The sequence below is a fragment of the Bacteroides sp. MSK.20.82 genome (assembly GCF_019052485.1).
GTDB lineage: Bacteria > Bacteroidota > Bacteroidia > Bacteroidales > Bacteroidaceae > Bacteroides > Bacteroides thetaiotaomicron.
The window spans coordinates 250,677-269,432 of record NZ_JAHQUN010000001.1 but is presented as its reverse complement, the minus strand read 5'-3'; the positions used below and the strand labels follow the sequence as shown (position 1 = coordinate 269,432).

Sequence of the window (18,756 nt, the reverse complement as noted above, 5' to 3'; positions counted from 1 at the left end):
TCTTACTTTAAATAATATCCTCCTTCACTGATTATCTTATCTCCGGGACGCAATCCTTCGCTGATCACCGCTATTCCGTTTTCTGTTGTCTCCACTGTCACCGACGTCCGTACGAAAACCAACGGAGCAATCTGCACAAATACATAGCTATCCTTTTCGCCCTGCAGTAACGCTTTCTCCGGGATTTGAATTTGTCCGACCGGAACACTCAGAAAGTGGACAGTAGTGTACATCCCCAGCTTCAGATGTCCGTTCAAATTATCACAGACCGAAAGTACCTGAATGGACCGGGTTTCCTCGTCTACCTCCTCCTCTACATGATACACATTGCCTTTAATAACCGTACCGGGCAATGCCGAAATTTCAATATCCAGACTACTGCCTTCATTTATAAACCGGATATCTTTCTCCTTTACCTGAGCCGCAATCCATACCTTAGACAGGTCGGCAACAATAGCTATCGGTTCGGTATCGTCTTTCAGATATTGCCCTGTTACGATGTTATCCTTTATCACTTCCCCGGGAATAGGAGAACGAACAATCATCGGTTGCCCCAATATCATTTCCACCGGATTGTCCACCTGATATACCCGCAATGCGGCAGAGGCGTTTTCAAACTCCTTATCTGCTATCAATAAAGCATTCTGGGCTTCTTCCAGTTCTCTTTGCGAACTGACACCATTCCTTATCAGATCTTCTTTGCGTTTCAAATCTTTTTTAGCAAGTTCCCTGGACGAAAGTGCCTGAAAGTATTCCTTTTGTGCAGAAGTAAAGTCGGGGGAACTGATTTCAAATAAAGGTGTTCCCTGACGTACCGACTGTCCGATACGCACATAAGATTTTGTGACTCTCCCTGCAAATGGAGGAGCAACATAAGCATAACGGGGAGGAATGGGACGCACCACACCGGACGTTATCACCTTCTTGGAATAGGGTTTCAGTTCAGACACTGATACTTTGATCTTTTCAAGTAAAAGAGGATCTGCAATATAGACCGTGTCACCTTGTATACGATAGCCACTTTTTTGCTCTGATTCCTGTTTATCCCCGCATGCGGTAAAAAACAACACACTGCCAATAATAAATGTGTGTAACTCTCTCTTCATCATCATAATTAAACATAAGTTAAGTTAGTAACCGGATTTCCGGGCACAAAGATAGACGGCTCCCTTCGGAGAGCCTGTTAGAGAATAGTTAGAATCCTATTAGAATCTTATTAGAGTAAATAAAGATTTCTTCTTAAAACAGCAGCTTTGTTGTTAGAGAGTACGCACAAATAAGGGGTTGACTAAAAAGCCAACCCCTCAACGGATGATATTCCGGTATTTTTATCGTAAGCCGAAAAGTTCTTATTCTTTCACACAACGTATACTTTGAGCAAAACCTTGATATGACAATCTGAAATTATGAGAATTATATGCAGACTCAAGCGACCAGGCTCCATAACGTATTCTCCTGTCATAAGGTGGATTCTGCAATTCTGATCTCATATAAGGAGGACCTACACTTGCCGACCAATAGTATCCGGTACTACCCCTACTTTCCAAAGCACCACTTGTGTTATTCAGACGACCGGCTGACGGAAAAAAGACAGATGCATTCGTTCCGGAATCGGGATTAAAATACAATACTCCCTGATAAGCAACATTACTATTTCCTAATGATACGCCATAGTTTCCATTCGAAGCCTCTTTTATCGGACGTCTGTCGAAAAATCCGTCCGAATAAAATGTATAAGTTGTTCCTTTTAGTTGTTTCCGGGCAAGCATATCTTTGTTTGCTCCGTAAGGATATGTCCCAGGACCTGTATTACCAGTTCCACCAAAAGGAGTAGTAAAAGCTGTAGCGTAGTCTGCACTTGAAGCCGCATTTCCTGCAAAAGGTACATTAAATAAAGAAACCCTTAATTCTGAATACTCTATTTGATCTTTATAATTCGTGGCAGTACCCGTAGTACCCTCATCCGGCAAATAATCATAATATCCATTATAAGATATTTTATCCGTATAGCCATCCGTCGGACGACGATATCCCGGAGGGCAAACTTCAAACTGTTCTTTATATGCAGGAATATTAGCACTGACATCTCCATCCCACATGATCGGAAATTCCCCATATCCCCAAGGGAATCCTGAAACAAGATATGACTTCGAGGGATTAAAAGCTCTGCGGTAATAATCAGTCATACCGGAAGTAGTGCCTTTCAAATCGACCGCCCACTGAAAGAATGCACCCGCCTGCGAAGGGAAGTCTACAAAACGAGCACCTTTTACGTTCACATTCTCATAATCCGGATTCGTATTCCCTGCTAACCTCTCGCTTGTCAGGTTTAAAGCAGAGAACTTAGCTGCTCCCCTACGGGCATTCGTCGATAAAAGACGCATATCTTCTCTCACATGTGTAGTAATATCCGTACCTCCATTCCACGCTCCCCATACAGTTCTCGGAATAGCATCCCCCGGCGCATATATATAAGCACCGGCTTCGCCCTGACGAATATAAATTTTCATTGTTGTCCGCCATCCCGGATAATATGACAAATTGATATATCCAAATTTAGGATCGGATTCTTTAGTTGGTACAAAATCGGCATTTTCCTTAACGCCAATACGGAAATATATACGACCGGTGAGACCTGAGATACTAGTACCATCTTCTCCCCTATACGGATTGAGAGTTACCGGATAATGTTCCGCATCACCTGGTGATTCTGTTCCAATATTCGGATCAAAGCTGGGAGTCGCGCTCACAACAAGCCAGTTTTGATAGGCAACAGGTACACTAACAGACCATGTTTGATCCAATCGATGCTGTCCTGTTATAATACGTTCTCCTTTCTGGTTATGTTTAAAAAATGCTGCATTGAACAAACCATGTTGATTTGCCGTAGGATTGTGAACAAATCGCAAACCTTCTTGTGTGACGGTAACCTTTATCTTCCTCTGCAATGCATTCTTACCATTAGTATCCTCTGCTGCAGATAATGTCAATGTATATGTACCACTCATATTCTCGGTCCTGTCATGCGTACCAAAACCGGTGGTATTTGTTCCGTCAACCAGTAAATCCATATATCCGCTGCCCGAAGCCGAATCATAAAAGAAACGATAAGGATCAGGATTATTATCATCTACTGCCAAACAGTTAAAGACTGTATTAGTCGCTCTTTCATTCGCTTCACCTTCTTTCTTTACTGTGCCCAACACCTTCACTACCGGCATATTGGACCAGAAAGAAATTCGGACTCCGTTCATATCCGTCATCTTAGCCTGTATATGCGATACATTCAGAACACGGACGCCTGATATTTCCCAATCATCTCCATCGTCAATCCACGGAGAAGGCTGTATATTTACTTCTAAAGGTTCTCTTATGATACCTGTCAAATCAAGTTTCGCATTTGCCGGTAATGTATAATCCGGGTCGAACAGAATCTTCAATTTGCAGGAAGGACTATACTTGTCAATCAGGTTAACAGTAAAATTTATCGCATTCGTCTCGTCGGACTTCGATGAAAAGAAGCTAGATGGCAGAATTACTTTTTTAACTTTAACAGCCCAGACTAAATCGTTATTTTTATCCTCAGTGGTCAATAAAGTGGGATCTATTTTAAAACAGTCGGCATTATCAGCTAATGTGAGTTTACGTTCCACATTTCTGGTTATGGCCGTTCCACCATAAGGAAGAACCGGATCGGCATACGCCCAGGAACTGGGTAAACAATCACTAGGCAAGCCATATACCAAAGGCACTCTATCCGGTATATTAGAAAAAGTAATTCCTTCAAATTCACTCGAACTGGCATCACCAAAATCGACTTTCGATTTCAAAACCACATCCACACGTGCCGCCAAGCGTCTGAGTCCTACTGTCAACTTGGTAGATGCAACACCATTTACCTCCAAGTTTCCATCAGCCAGCACTTTTATACTATTATTTTCCGCAATCATAGGTATAACCCGTTCCGAATCGAAGAACTCCGCCGGATAGGATATTGACTTTAGTGCATCATAATCAGTTATATTGTCAAGAACCGCCTTCACAATTGTATTATGAGGTTCATTGGCCAAAAAGACAAAATCATATTCACCCTTATTAATCGGATGCCGTAGCGTATTTCCGCCCAGCACATCTCCATAATAAAAAGTATTACTTTCGCAGATGCGACTTGTCTTATTGAAAGCCAGAATACGCAGAGTTTCAACCTTATCATCGAGCCCGTCACCCGGATAGGCTCCTGTATAGGCACGTGTATTGATACCGGTAATTGTTATATATCCCTCTTTAGGTGTATCTTTATAAAACTCATCAATACAGGAGGAAAACAATAAAAATATAACCAAAAACGACAAATGTAAATAGTTTCTCAATCTAACAACAAACATATATTCCCTTGATTTGATATTTCCTAGCACTATAATCTCATACTACAAATATCGGCATATCAAAGAAAAGGAGAAAGGGGAATTAATACTCATATAGAATATACAGAGAGAGAAACGACTCTATTATAGAAAACAACAACAAATCCAGGCACATTATAACAAATAACGGTCTTAATCATCAATATTTTTTCATTATACAGATAATCTTCTTTAAAAATATCCGTTTATCGAAAAAACAAAATCAGCTATTCCAAAAATCGCCAAGCCAAAATTCTGCTATTTTTTGTACCCTGACACATTCGAATTATCTTATATTCCGATACATGGACGGCTTTTAATTTAGCATATAGTTTATCCAGATTCTTCTCCTTAGAAACCAGACTTGTAAACCAACCGCAATTCTTCCGGTATTTCCGGCTCTCAGAAATCATATTCAGCAAAAAACGTAATTCTCCGCCCTCACACCAAAGTTCATTCGCATTTCCACCGAAATTCAATTTGGTTTTCTTTACTTTCTCCCCTTTCAGACTACTCAATTTACGTAATGTCCCCTCTTCTGCTTCTTTTTTCGAACTGTGAAACGGAGGATTGCAGATTGTTACATCAAAATATTCATCGGGAGCGATGATTCCGTCAAAAATCCTCCGATTGTCTTTCTGAAGCCGCAAATCAATCTTATGTGCCAATACAGGATTGCAAGTCACTATCTTACGCGCATTTTCTATAGATACCGGATCAATATCGGAACCCACAAACATCCATCCATACTCAACGTGCCCAATAATCGGATAAATACAATTTGCACCTACACCGATATCCAAGCATCTGCACTGTCGTTTTGGCTTATCTCCATTCTCTTCATTTGCCGTATTACTGACTCTCTCCGGATCAATTAAATCGGCAATATAATGAACATAGTCTGCCCTCCCGGGGATAGGCGGACACAAATAATTCTTTGGAATATCCCAGTAGCGGATACCATAATAACTTATCAGCAATGCTTTATTCAGCGCTTTCACAGCATGTGGATTAAAAAAATCGATTGTTTGTATTCCCAAAGGATTGAGAAGTACAAATTTTCTGAGCGGTGGATAATTCTCTGTCAACAATGAAAAATCATATTGCCCATTGTGTTTATTTCTCGTATGTAGTTCGCTTCTTTCTGCCATGGCGACAAAGATACAGAGAATCTTTCTGTCTGCAAATGACTTTCATACAAATCATGAAGATACCTGATTACAACTGTAACAAGCATCTTCATAATTAATTATATAAATACCATATACCTAATCCTTCTTCACCCAAACAGCCAGGTTACGGGATTCGACAGAGAACTCTCCATTTCCTTCTTCATCTAAAGTTATTTCTTCGGATATACTTCCGGTTATTTCGTGCCAGACTTCGCCTTTATGTTTCTCACCCAAGCTCATTATTTTACTTCCCGCCTCGTCATTAGACATAAGGAAGACCAGCCCGGAGCCATTATGTTCCTCATCTCCTGTACGGATAAAGCCAATCGTTGAAGGATGGTCGAAGTATTCTATCTGATCACCGTAAGCGTACTTTCGTCTCGCATCCAACAATATATCAATAATCCGGGTATGAGGAGACTTCTCCCCCTTTATACCATAATAATCTCCATAAAACAGACATGGATAACCTTCCTTCATCAGCAAAATCAAACCATAAGCCAACGGTTTAAACCAATCTCCTACATTGGATTCAAGAGAACTTCCGCGTTGCGTATCATGATTGTCAACAATGGTTACAGCCAGATCGGGATGATGTTCAACCAGAGTATCTTTTAAAATATCCCGCAAATCATAGTCTTTACCTTCCTGTGATGCCTGGAACATATTATAATGTAACGGGACATCAAATAGGTTTACTTTGTGCCCAACAGCTTCTATATAAGCATCCAATGCTTCCAGGTCACCATTCCAATATTCACCTACGGCATAAAAATCATTGCCTCTTTCACTCCTCACCGCATCGAGGAATTGTGCGACGAATTGATCTTTCATATGTTTAATGGCATCCAGACGCATTCCGTCGAGATTCAATTCATTGGAAACCCACTTTCCCCAACGGTTCAATTCAGATACAACTTCCGGATGGTCCAAGTCAATATCGTTACATAACAGAAAATCATAATTACCGTTTTCACTATCCACGCCCTCACTCCAAGCTTTTCCTTCTCCCTGTATCTGAAAAACACCGCTGCGCTTTTGCGCATCATCAAAACCCGTCCCGGAAAAATGATACCAATGCCATTTAAAATCCGAATGTTTGTCCTTACGTCCGTGAAAGCTATACCCGGTCCACCCTTGTATCTCAAACGGCTCACCCAAAGCCTTGGTTCTCTCCTTGGGATCGACCTCCACTACCATAAACTTTTCAGTAAAATCACCACCCGCTTTATGATTCAATACAACGTCCAGATAAACAGCAATATGATATTTGTGCAATTCGTCAATCATTTTCTTCAGTTCATCTTTCGTACCATATTTAGTTCTTATGGTTCCCTTTTGGTCAAATTCGCCCAAGTCATACAGATCATAAGTCGCATATCCTTCGTCTTGCTGCTCATCGGCCTTATAAGCAGGGGGAATCCAAACAGCAGTCACACCTATATCATGAAGATGCAACGCATCTTCCTTTATCTGTTTCCATAACTTCCCGTCATTCGGGAGATGCCATTCAAAATATTGCATCATAACACCATTTTCCATACGCTTCATTTTTTTTTATAATTAACTTTATACAAAACAAAGATGATGTTAACAAAGTTCCTACGTTTCTATAAATTATAAGCTAACAAATACAAAAAAGTGCAAAGGATAAAAAGCTGATTTACAACACCGTAAAATTACCTTAATTATTCTTTTATTATTCATATTTATCAGAGCGTAAACAGGAATTTTTGATTTCACATTTGTTTTCAGTCATACCATAACGGAATAATCCGGTTCATTTATTCCACAACATGATTATTTTTTTTATATAGTATTAATATAAAATTAGAAAGTATGAGAGAGTTGAAAAATCATCCGTCCCCGGACCAGTTGGATTCGTATGACAAGTATCCGTGCTATTATGAGAACGATTTGGAATTAGTCTATACACCCCAGCAATCCATATTTACGCTATGGGCACCAAGTGCCGATAATGTCCGTTTAAACCTGTATTCATCCGGCGAAGCGGGAGATCCGGAAGAACAACTGGAAATGGACATAGCCGACAATGGGACCTGGTGTATCCATATAGACCGTGATCTGAAAGGTTCTTTCTACACCTTCCAAATAGAAAAAGATGGAAAATGGCTGGACGAAACACCCGGTATCTGGGCAAAAGCAGTCGGCATCAATGGCAATCGCGCTGCTGTAATCGACTGGAACGAGACAAATCCCGAAGGTTGGGAATCAGACCAGTCACCCGAACTGAAAATGTATTCCGATATCATTCTTTATGAACTTCATCACCGCGATTTTAGTATTGATCCAAACTCAGGAATTGAACATAAGGGGAAGTTTCTTGCTCTGACAGAGACCGGAACTAAAACTCCCGAAGGAGAATCTTCCGGACTGGATCATTTAAAAGAATTGGGAGTAACGCATATACACATCCTTCCTTCATTCGATTTCGCCACAATCGATGAAAGGAAATTGGAGAAAAACAAATACAATTGGGGATATGACCCGAAGAATTATAATGTACCAGATGGAAGTTACTCCACCGATCCTGTCACCCCCACCACCCGTATCCGCGAATTTAAAGAGATGGTAAAAAGCCTCCATCAAAATGGTTTTCGTATTGTACTCGATGTGGTTTATAACCATACAGCCTCAACCGAGCATTCTAATTTTGACCTGACGGTTCCGGGATATCTTTACCGCCAGAATCCCGACGGTTCCTATTCAAATGCTTCCGGGTGTGGAAATGAGACAGCCTCAGAACGCGAAATGGTTCGCCATTATATCATTGAGTCGGTCAAATTCTGGGCGAAAGAATATCACATTGACGGTTTTAGATTCGATCTGATGGGGATACATGACATCGACACCATGAACCAGTTAAGAGAGGAATTATTAAAAATTGACCCCACCATTTTTGTATACGGAGAAGGTTGGGTAGCAGCAGATTCTCCATTACCTTTCGAGCAACGGGCTGTAAAGGAGAATGTACGAAAAATGAAAGGTATTTCCGTATTTAATGATGAATTTCGTGACGGTCTGAAAGGAAGTACCTTTGACGAACAGGAACCAGGGTATGCCTCCGGAAATATCAACGGGCATTTTGAACCTGTCAAATATGGAATCGTTGGCGGAACACAACACCCACAGGTAGATTATAGCGGGTTACTTTACTGTGACGGTCCATATGCCGCTGCTCCCTCTCAAATGATTAACTTTGTTTCCTGTCATGACGGATATACGCTGGTAGATAAGCTGAAATTATCTGTTCAAGGCGAACATTCTGAAGAAGAACTGGTTCCTATTGACAAATTAATACACACCGTGCTTTTAACCTCGCAAGGTATTCCTTTTATTCGTGGCGGTGAAGAAATCATGCAGGACAAACAGGGAGAGCCAAACAGCTACAAGTCTTCTGACGCCGTCAACCAAATAGACTGGGCGTTAAAAGCTAAAAACCGTGATATATTCAATTATATCAGAACATTAATCGCACTCCGCAAAAAACATCCCGCCTTCCGTATTCCTACAGCAGAGGGCTTAGAGAAATGGCTTCATTTTCTTGATACAGGCGATTCCGGTGTCATCGCTTATACTCTAGGCGAGTATGCTAACGGTGATGAATGGAAAGAAATTCTGGTTGCATACAACGGTAACCGGAATCAGGCAGATATCAATATCCCGGAACAAGATTGGATTATAGTCTGCCATAACGGACAAATTGATCTAGACAGTCAGGAGCATTTATCGGGAGGGGATATTTCTATCGCAGCATCTTCAGCTCTTATCTTGTATCGTCAATAAAAAGGAGATCAACTTGATATTATTAAATAAAAGTACAATTATAAATCAGTTAGACTATGTTAGAAAATGAATTATGGGGAAATACTATTGAAAACTGGGGTATTTCCATTCTTATTATTTTAGGAGCAATTATTATTGTCAAATTATTATCGCTATTAGGCAAGAAAGTTATCAAACCTTTTGTTACGGGAACCGACAATCACCTGGACGACGTCATTTTTTACTCTTTGGAAGCGCCTGTTAAGTTTGCTATAATTCTGTTGGGAATCTGGATCGCTATCCATCGGTTGGTTTATCCGGACAGTTTTGTGAAAGTAGTTGACAATGCTTACAGCATTTTGATTGTTCTGGATATTACTTGGTTTTTCGGCCGTTTGTTCAGTAGTTTACTTCAGGTTTACTGGGGAAAGCAGTCCAACGGACAAGCTAACAAAATGATGCCAATCATCAAAAGAACCATCTTGGTTATAGTCTGGCTCATCGGCATCGTCATGGCTTTGAGTAATGTGGGAGTTAACATCAGCGCTCTGTTGGGAACTTTGGGTATTGGTGGTATCGCATTTGCGTTGGCAGCACAAGATACAGTAAAAAACGTTTTCGGTACGTTTACCATTCTGACGGATAAACCTTTCAGCATCGGAGACACAATTCGCGTGGATAGTTATGAAGGAACGGTAGTAGACGTAGGAGTCCGAAGCACAAAAATAATGAATTACGACAAACGTATTATAACTTTCCCCAATTATAAGATTACCGATACTTCTATCGTTAATATTTCATCCGAACCTATGCGCCGAGTAGTCTTGAATCTTGGACTGACGTATGATACGACTTCCGAAAAGATGAAAGAAGCTTTAGAACTATTGAAATCCATCCCCAAAAGAGTAGAAAATGTATCTTCTAACCCTTCTGATATAGTCGCTGTTTTTACAGAATACTCAGATTCCGCATTGGTTATCATGTATATCTATTTTATAGAGAAACAAGGAGATATTTTAGGCGTAACCTCAAATATGAATATGGAAATACTGGCTGCTTTTAATAAAGCAGGATTGAACCTTGCTTTTCCGACACGGACTGTCTATATTCAGAAAGACGAATCATTGAAACAAGAAAGTTGATAAACCCATCGTTCTCTTAGAAATATGTACATGCAGCCCAACATCAATGTGCTATTTTTAAGATTAAACAAAAATACAGTTGAAATAAAAATAGTAAAACAAAGAATAAAGCGCATAAATTAGTGCAATAATATACGGAATAACAGATTATTATTGCATAAATTCACATGAGATATGCATCTTTTTCTATCACTAAACCATTCGTTGGTCTTAAAGAAACGCCTCCTTGGTTTAAAACCAACGTATTCTTCCTCACCGAGGAACCTGTTTTTCCTCGGTGAGGAAGAGATAAAAAGACTATCCGGAGCTTGTTTTCACGCTGGTTAATCACAAATAGCGAAAAGGCAAGATTAAACAAAAAGTTATCCTTTCAGCCAATACATCATCCAAAAGAAAACATAAGAAGTAATATCATATCAATCTATTCAGCATACAACTTAAATAAAAGAAAGGAAGATTTTCATTCAAGCAAATGCAGGCGTTTTTCTACTTCTTATTTATCCGTAATGTAATTTATAGCATTCCTTGGCTGATTAAATATTCCTTTTTTAAGAAAGTTCTTTTTTTCAGCAATAGGTAAGCCTGAGCAATAGTTAACGAACGACTGACAATACACAAACGATCATAGTAATTAGTAAGTCTGCAAGATCTTTTCGAAGCAGCTTTGTTGCCTGTTGTATACGATAAGCAATTGTTTTTACTGAAACCCCGGAACTCTCAGCTATTTCCTTATAGCTCTTTTTAGTAAAACGATGCATAACAAAAGCCTCCCTATAGGAAGCAGGCAATGCATCTATAGCTTCTTTCACTCTTTTTGAAAGCTCTTGGAACTGGTAAGTCTCTGCATCATGTATCAGCTTTTCCATCTCCTCATAATACATAGTATCAGCATGATTCTTCAGCTGTTTTTGCTTGATGCAGTTAAGTGATCTATGGTAAACCGATTTGAGTAAATATCTGCCTAAGGAAGTTTCAACCTGAAGTGTTTCACGATGTTCCCACAGCCATAAAATAGCGTCACCCGCTATTTCTTTCGACTCTTCATAGTCTACAAACCTATTTCCATACGCACAAAGAATCGGGTAGTATTTTTTAAATATACTATCAAAAGCGATCATCTCCCCTCTCCTTAGTGCCATCAATAAGTACGCATCTTCATTGCTGTATTCCATGGCTGCAATGATAATGCTTATATTTTAAATAAGCGTAAAATAACACAGTTATTAACCATAAAGTTTATTAATGTTAATTATTTAAATAACCTTAGTAGTTTTATTTTCCCGCTTGTCTCTTTAATAAATTTATCATGGAAATGCATCATTCAACTATAGAAGACTTGCTGATCAGCTATTATGATGGTAAAGCAACAGCAGACGAAATTCAGGAAATAGAAGCCTGGATCAAATTGTCAGATGAAAATAAAAAGAAGGCCATGGACATTTACACACTTCTTCTTATGACTGACACGCAACAGATTACTGAAAAAATGGATATGAATGAGGAGCTATCAAAAGTGAAGGGACGGATGCAAGAGAATAAGTATCATATTTCCTGGTGGGGTTGGATACAACGTGCAGCTGTTGCCTTACTCATACCGATGGCTATTACTATTTTGGTTTTGCTTAACCAACCCCAATCTACCGCCCCCGTCCATGCCCAGATATTCGAAGTCCGGACACAACCCGGAATGATAACTTCTTTCAGATTACCAGACAGCACTTTAGTGTACTTAAACTCCGGCTCAGTCTTAAAGTATCCTTCCATTTTCACCGGTAACATTCGTGAAGTGAGTCTGAATGGCGAAGCGTATTTTGAAGTTGCGAAAGACCCTGAACATAAATTCATTGTTTCGACTCCCCAAAAATCTAAAGTGGAAGTTTTGGGTACACACTTTAACCTGGAAGCATTTGATGAGATGGATGAGGTGATTACCACTTTGGTAGAGGGAAAGGTCGAATTTGTTTATGAGAAAGACGGACAGGGAAGTAAAATACTAATGCGTCCCGGACAAAAAGTGATTTATAATAATAAGGACGGACAGATTCTGTCATACAACACCAATGGCGAATCGGAGCTTGCCTGGATGGACCAAAAGATTATTTTTGATAAAACTCCATTTAAGGCAGCATTGCATATACTGAAGAAACGCTATAATGTAGATTTTATTGTAAACACTTCGAAATTTGACAAATATACATTTACCGGAGCGTTTACAGAACAATATATAGAAGAGATTCTGGAGAATTTTAAAATATCCTCACACATACGCTGGCGTAATGTGAAACTGACAAATAATCAAAGTGAAGAAAGGAGGCAGATTGAAATATATTAAAGCCTTTCATGTTTAACCAATAAAATTATAATACGTATGAGAAACTTCCAACCGCCTTAAAAAAAGCATACAGGCAGATGTTCCCGCATCCAGCCTGTATGAGAAAGCCTTTAACCTGTTTGAATACAAACAGAGAAAATTATTTCTTAACTTTAATTCATGCAAATATATGAAGAAAAACAATTATGTCCAACAATTGCGGGCGGATAATCCCGTTTTTATTGTTTGGAAAAAAATTCCTTTGTCTATGAAACTGCTCTTTGTTTTCTGTTTTTGTTTTGTTGGGCTTCTATGTGCTAACGACAGCTACGCCCAACGTACTATGATCTCTGTGAAAGCACAAAACTTGACTGTGAAAGAAGTTCTGTCACAAATTGAGGCACAATCTGATTTTAGCTTTTTCTACAATGACCATCATATTGATGTAGACCGCCGGGTATCGGTAGTTACCGAACAGAGCAATATATTTACCTTATTGAATGAAGTGTTTAAAAACACCAATGTCAAATATGCCGTACGTAATAAAAAAATAATATTATCTACGCAAATAGTGGACGCGCCTGCCGTTAAGCAAACCGTGCAGATAAAGGGAAAAGTGACGGATATGTTTGGTGATCCGGTCATTGGCGCTACCGTAATGGAAGATGGCACCCAGAATGGTACGATTACAGACCTGGATGGGAATTTCATATTGAATACAGCATCTGCCAATGTGACGATTACGGTTTCCTACGTAGGCTATATGTCTCAGACCGTGAAGGCACAATCCGGCAAAAGTCTGTCGGTCATTCTGAAAGAGGATACCAAGACACTGGACGAAATCGTTGTCGTAGGTTTCGGTACGCAGAAGAAAGTCAACCTGACCGGTTCGGTATCTACGGTAAATGCCGAGGATTTACTGTCACGTCCGGTTTCTAATGTAAGCCAGGCATTACAGGGATTAGTCCCGGGAATGAATTTTTCTTATGCTTCGGATGGCAACGGCGGTGAAATCGGCGCAGACATGAAAGTGAATATCCGTGGAGCCGGTACGATCGGCGACGGTTCCAATGCATCTCCGCTGATTCTGATCGACGGCATGGAAGGAAACATGAATATGCTGAACCCCAATGATATTGAAAGTATTTCGGTATTGAAGGATGCGGCAGCCTCTTCCATCTATGGTTCCCGTGCGCCATTCGGCGTAGTGTTGATAACGACTAAAAAAGGAAAAGCGGGGAAAGTCAATATTAATTATAATAATAGTTTCCGCTGGTCGGAAGCCATTAATCTGCCGGATGTAGCAGACGCCTACACTTATGCCATGTACTTCAACAAAATGCAGTTGAATGATGGTAAAACAGCGGTGCAGTTTGATGATACCCGTCTTCAGGCTATCAAAGATTACGCATCGGGCGCGATTACCACTACGACCCAACCGAACAGAAATACTCCTACTATCTGGGACTGGATCGGTAATACGGATACAGACTGGTATGACGTGGTGTTCGGAGGTACGGCATTCTCACAGGAGCATTCTCTCAGCGTCAGCGGAGGAACAGAAAAAATACAGTATTATTTCTCCAGCAACTATATGGGACAGGAAGGAATGATGGCTATCCGCCGTGATAAATTACAGCGTTATTCGGTGAGCAGCAAGATTAACGCACAGCTTTATCCGTGGCTGAACATGAATTACAGCATGAAATACATGAGGAAAGATTATAGCAAGCCTACCGCGATGACTGATAATACCTTATATCAGAATATAGCCAAACGCTGGCCGATGAAACCGACCGTAGATCCCAACGGTTATCCGATGGGCAACACGATTATCCGGCCTATTCTCTATGGAGGCGACAACAATTCGCAGACTGACTGGCTATACCAACAGTTCCAGGTGGTGATAGAACCGATCAAAGACTGGAAAATCTTCGGAGAAATCAATTATAAAGTGATAGATGCCTTCACCCATACGGATTATTTAAAGGTGCCGCAGATGAATGTAGCCGGCGAGCCTTATTCCGGTGATACATGGAAAACGTCGAAAGTTACCGAAGGCGCCGAACGTACCAATTATTTCAATGCCAACGTCTACAGTGAATATTACAGATCATTTGCCGACGCACACCATCTGAAAGCAATGGTCGGTTTTCAGGCCGAAGTAAATAAATGGCGGCAGTTGCAGGCGTCCAAGCTGGACTTGATCTCAGAATCCGTGCCCAGTATTAATGCCGCTACGGGTGAATCGACTATCGATAAGTCCAAACTGACACATTGGGCAACAGCCGGTTTCTTCGGCCGACTCAATTATGATTATAAAGAACGGTATCTGCTGGAAGTCAATCTCCGGTATGACGGTACTTCACGTTTTGCAAAAGACAAACGCTGGAATTTGTTCCCTTCCTTCTCTGCCGGATGGAACGTGGCGCGTGAGGCATTCATGGAACCAACCAGCCATATCATCAATACGTTAAAGATCCGCGGTTCCTGGGGAGAACTGGGCAATCAGAATACGGAAAATCTATATCCGTATATCCAGTTAATGAAGTTTGTTGCCCAAGATCCCGACTCCCACTGGCTGATTAACAACAGCCGTCCCAACACAGCGAATGCACCGGATTTGATTTCAGCGCTATTAGGATGGGAAACCATGCGGTCATGGAACATCGGTTTTGACCTGGGTATGCTGAACAACCGTCTGACTGTAAGTTTCGACTGGTTCAACCGGAAGACTATCAATATGGTGGGACCGGCTCCCGAACTTCCTGTAACTTTAGGGGCGAATGTACCCAAAATGAACAATGCGGATATGCAGTCCACCGGTTTTGAATTGGATCTGGGATGGCGGGACCGTATTAAAGATTTTGACTACAGCGTGCACCTGTTGCTTTCGGACGACCGTCAGAAAATCCTGAAATACCCCAATACCACCGGTAAAATAAATACTTGGTATGTCGGTAAATATAATGGAGATATATGGGGATTCGAAACCATTGGCATAGCCAAAAGCCAGGAAGAAATGGATGCTCATCTTGCTTCACTGCCCAACGGCGGACAGGATGCATTAGGAGTCAAATGGGGCGCAGGTGACATCATGTATCGGGACCTGAATGGTGACGGTAAGATTTCCGACGGAGCCACGCTTAATGACCCGGGTGACAAAAAAGTGATTGGCAATACTTCCCCCCGATTCCGTTTTGGTCTGGACCTGAATGCATCCTGGAAAGGCATTGATGTACGCTTATTCTTCCAAGGAGTGGCGAAACGTGATGCCTGGCTGAACGACAACATGTTCTGGGGAGCTACGGGAGGTATCTGGCAATCGGCCTGCTTTACTTCTCATCTTGACTTCTTCCGCGAAGAAGGGGATGATTTCTGGAGTGCCAACAAGGATGCTTATTTCCCCCGTATCTTGGTTGATAACTTCGCCAAAAATCAAAAGACGCAAACCCGCTATCTTCAGAATGCCGCCTATGTACGGTTGAAGAATTTGCAGATCGGGTATACCATCCCCGCCCAGATCACACGTAAAATAGGTGTCTCCAACCTGAGAGTCTTCTTCTCGGGAGAAAACTTATTCACCCTTACGGGATTGCCCGGAGGATTCGACCCGGAGACAATTAATACCGGTTATGGAGCAAAAGACGGATCGAACAGTTCAGGAAAGACTTATCCGCTGTCCCGTACTTTTTCCACAGGATTTAGTGTTAACTTTTAATTGATGACGTATGAAAAAGATAATTAAATATTTATTTTTGCTGACAGGGGGAAGCTTTATACTCGCTTCTTGCAATGATTTTCTGGACAGGGAACCTTTGGACAGTGTGACTCCGGACAACTTTTTCTTTACTGAAAATGACTTGGCCGCCTATGCCGTAAAGCATTACAACTTCACGACGCATGAAGGATTTAATGCCGGAATCTGGAGAAATGACAATGCGACTGATAATCAGGCTGCCACCGACTATGATAAGAAATGGATTCCCGGTCAATGGAAAGTTCCGGAAGCATACGATAATCCTGCAAGCAATGATCCGTGGTATTTCTCTGCCATTCGTGAAGCTAATTACTTCCTCGAAACAGTAGTACCCCGATTTGAAAAGGGAGAGATAGAAGGTTCGGAAACAAACATAAAACATTATATAGGTGAAATGTATTTCCTGCGCGCCAAGAATTACTTATCAAAACTGGAGACCTTCGGCGACTTCCCGATTATAAAGAATACGTTGCCGGATGAAAGTGCATCTCTGATTCAGGCAAGTAAACGGGAACCCCGCCATAAAGTGGCACGTTTTATCCTGGAAGACCTGGATCTGGCAATCGGCTTGCTAACCAATACTATATCCGGTGGAAAGAACCGCATTACCCAAAACGCAGCTCTGTTATTGAAATCCAGAGCAGCCCTGTACGAGGCTTCCTGGTTGACTTATCACAAAGGCACCGCTCTAGTACCGGGTGGTCCGGGATGGCCGGGAAAGGCAGAAGACATTGCGGACTTTAATATCGATACGGAAATCGCATTTTTTCTGAAGGAGGCCAAAGCGGCAGCCAAAGAAGTGATAGGCAATGCAGCCTTGGTACAGAATACAGCAAAAGACTGCATGGATGAAACAGTTAAAACAGACGAAGACAAATATAAAATGAGCAACCCCTATTTTGCTCAGTTCTCAGCGAATAGCCTGGAAGGATATTCAGAAATATTATTGTGGCGTGCGTATAACCTGCTTGACTATAAGATTGTGCACTCAGCTCCTTTCTATATTCGCGTGGGTGGAAATACCGGATTTACCCGGCAATATGTGGAGAGTTTCCTCTGCCGTGACGGTAAGCCGATCTATGCAACCGACCAGTATAAAGGGGACGAGTCATTATCGGATGTACGCAAAAACAGAGATCTACGCCTACAACTATTCCTGATGACATCGGGTGAGACTCTCAGCCCGAATGTAATGAATGGTACTCCCGATTTGCTGCCGGAGGTTCCGCAACTTTTGGATATAACGGAAAAGAGATGCGTAACAGGCTATCAGGTACGTAAAGGATTGTCAGGAAACTGGTACCGGGATGGCAACACAGCGATTGAAGGGTGTCCGGTATACCGCGTAGCCGAGGCTTATCTCAATTACATCGAGGCTGACTGTATGGAGCATAATGGAACTTCCATTGGTTCCGAGGCAGCAGGATATTGGGGAGATCTCCGCGAAAGAGCCGGATTGCCAAGAGACTATACAGTGACCGTGAACAATACCGATCTGTCCAAAGAACTGGACTGGGCCGTATATTCGGCAGGTAAAACAGTCTCTCCTCTACTATATAACATCCGCCGTGAACGGCGTTGTGAGCTACTTGCAGAAGGTTTGCGCATGTTAGACTTAAAACGCTGGAGAGCGCTGGATCAGGTTAAACAATTTGTAATCCAAGGGGTTAACTTATGGGAATCCGATTTAAAGGATAAATACATGCAGGACGGAAAAAATCTTCTGATACAGGAAGGAACGGAAGGACAGACCTCTAATGTATCAAGCTATGCTAATAGCGGTAAATATCTATGTCCTTACCGCGCTGTGAAGACAAACAATCTGATGTATGATGCAGGATACACATGGTGTGAAGCGCATTATCTGAATCCTATCGCTATCACGCACTTCAGAATTACGGCCTCAAATCCTAACGATCTGAGTACTTCTATTATTTACCAGAATCCAGGATGGCCGATTCAAGCCAATGAAGGGCCGATAGGTATTAAATAAAATAGATAAAGCCATCTTGGATATGGTAAAAAAGTGTAGGACGAACCGGGCTAATGTTTAATAAAAAATAAAGCTCGGCGTCCTATGCTTCAAACTATCGGGAAATTTGTACCTTGCCCGAACGAAATTCTAATGCGAAACAAAACAGTCTGATACTAATATATAAAAAGATAAATCAATCAAGCAAAT

10 protein-coding genes are annotated in these 18,756 nt (G+C 41.3%); 5 read left to right on the top strand and 5 right to left on the bottom strand.

Annotated elements, in window-relative coordinates:
* Positions 1-2: 2 nt before the first annotated feature.
* The 4 genes from KTR07_RS01170 to KTR07_RS01155 all read right to left on the bottom strand — a co-directional run bounded on the left by KTR07_RS01170 (position 3) and on the right by KTR07_RS01155 (position 7,117).
* Complete coding sequence (locus tag KTR07_RS01170) at positions 3-1,112, bottom strand: efflux RND transporter periplasmic adaptor subunit (protein WP_181981931.1); 1,110 nt, start codon at positions 1,110-1,112, stop codon at positions 3-5.
* Positions 1,113-1,349: 237 nt separating this feature from the next.
* Positions 1,350-4,343: a hypothetical protein gene (locus KTR07_RS01165; protein WP_224200290.1), complete on the bottom strand. Its 2,994-nt coding sequence runs from the start codon at positions 4,341-4,343 to the stop codon at positions 1,350-1,352.
* Positions 4,344-4,630: 287 nt separating this feature from the next.
* Positions 4,631-5,554, bottom strand: coding sequence for a 23S rRNA (adenine(1618)-N(6))-methyltransferase RlmF (rlmF, locus tag KTR07_RS01160; RefSeq protein ID WP_008766791.1), 924 nt, complete (start codon positions 5,552-5,554; stop codon positions 4,631-4,633).
* Positions 5,555-5,671: 117 nt separating this feature from the next.
* The gene (locus KTR07_RS01155) at positions 5,672-7,117 is read right to left on the bottom strand and encodes an alpha-amylase (RefSeq protein ID WP_008766792.1); all 1,446 of its coding nucleotides are present in this window, start codon (positions 7,115-7,117) and stop codon (positions 5,672-5,674) included.
* A 297-nt stretch (positions 7,118-7,414) separates the two neighbouring features.
* On the opposite strand from KTR07_RS01155, the gene pulA reads away from it, so the two are divergent.
* Both pulA and KTR07_RS01145 read left to right on the top strand, forming a co-directional pair.
* Entirely contained in the window at positions 7,415-9,382 is a 1,968-nt protein-coding gene (pulA, locus tag KTR07_RS01150) for a type I pullulanase (RefSeq protein ID WP_008766793.1), read from the top strand.
* A gap of 56 nt (positions 9,383-9,438) precedes the next feature.
* The gene (locus KTR07_RS01145; RefSeq protein WP_008766794.1) at positions 9,439-10,503 is read left to right on the top strand and encodes a mechanosensitive ion channel family protein; all 1,065 of its coding nucleotides are present in this window, start codon (positions 9,439-9,441) and stop codon (positions 10,501-10,503) included.
* A gap of 593 nt (positions 10,504-11,096) precedes the next feature.
* Here the strand turns inward: KTR07_RS01145 and KTR07_RS01140 are convergent.
* Positions 11,097-11,675, bottom strand: coding sequence for an RNA polymerase sigma-70 factor (locus tag KTR07_RS01140; RefSeq protein ID WP_032841206.1), 579 nt, complete (start codon positions 11,673-11,675; stop codon positions 11,097-11,099).
* Positions 11,676-11,809: 134 nt separating this feature from the next.
* On the opposite strand from KTR07_RS01140, the gene KTR07_RS01135 reads away from it, so the two are divergent.
* The 3 genes from KTR07_RS01135 to KTR07_RS01125 all read left to right on the top strand — a co-directional run bounded on the left by KTR07_RS01135 (position 11,810) and on the right by KTR07_RS01125 (position 18,567).
* Positions 11,810-12,835 carry a FecR family protein gene (locus KTR07_RS01135; protein ID WP_224200289.1) on the top strand — a complete coding sequence of 342 codons (1,026 nt, stop codon included), beginning with the start codon at positions 11,810-11,812 and terminating at the stop codon, positions 12,833-12,835.
* A gap of 169 nt (positions 12,836-13,004) precedes the next feature.
* Entirely contained in the window at positions 13,005-16,535 is a 3,531-nt protein-coding gene (locus KTR07_RS01130; RefSeq protein ID WP_217315020.1) for a TonB-dependent receptor, read from the top strand.
* 10 nt (positions 16,536-16,545) lie between these two features.
* Positions 16,546-18,567, top strand: a complete 2,022-nt coding sequence (locus KTR07_RS01125; protein WP_070750401.1) for a RagB/SusD family nutrient uptake outer membrane protein — start codon at positions 16,546-16,548, stop codon at positions 18,565-18,567.
* Positions 18,568-18,756: the final 189 nt, after the last annotated feature.

Coding starts and splice junctions, on each gene's coding strand:
- rlmF (WP_008766791.1), bottom strand. CDS start 5,554: ATGGCAGAAAGAAGCGAACTACATACGAGAAATAAACACAATGGGCAA.
- KTR07_RS01155 (WP_008766792.1), bottom strand. CDS start 7,117: ATGGAAAATGGTGTTATGATGCAATATTTTGAATGGCATCTCCCGAAT.
- KTR07_RS01125 (WP_070750401.1), top strand. CDS start 16,546: ATGAAAAAGATAATTAAATATTTATTTTTGCTGACAGGGGGAAGCTTT.
- KTR07_RS01140 (WP_032841206.1), bottom strand. CDS start 11,675: ATGGAATACAGCAATGAAGATGCGTACTTATTGATGGCACTAAGGAGA.
- KTR07_RS01170 (WP_181981931.1), bottom strand. CDS start 1,112: ATGATGATGAAGAGAGAGTTACACACATTTATTATTGGCAGTGTGTTG.
- pulA (WP_008766793.1), top strand. CDS start 7,415: ATGAGAGAGTTGAAAAATCATCCGTCCCCGGACCAGTTGGATTCGTAT.
- KTR07_RS01130 (WP_217315020.1), top strand. CDS start 13,005: ATGAAGAAAAACAATTATGTCCAACAATTGCGGGCGGATAATCCCGTT.
- KTR07_RS01145 (WP_008766794.1), top strand. CDS start 9,439: ATGTTAGAAAATGAATTATGGGGAAATACTATTGAAAACTGGGGTATT.
- KTR07_RS01135 (WP_224200289.1), top strand. CDS start 11,810: ATGGAAATGCATCATTCAACTATAGAAGACTTGCTGATCAGCTATTAT.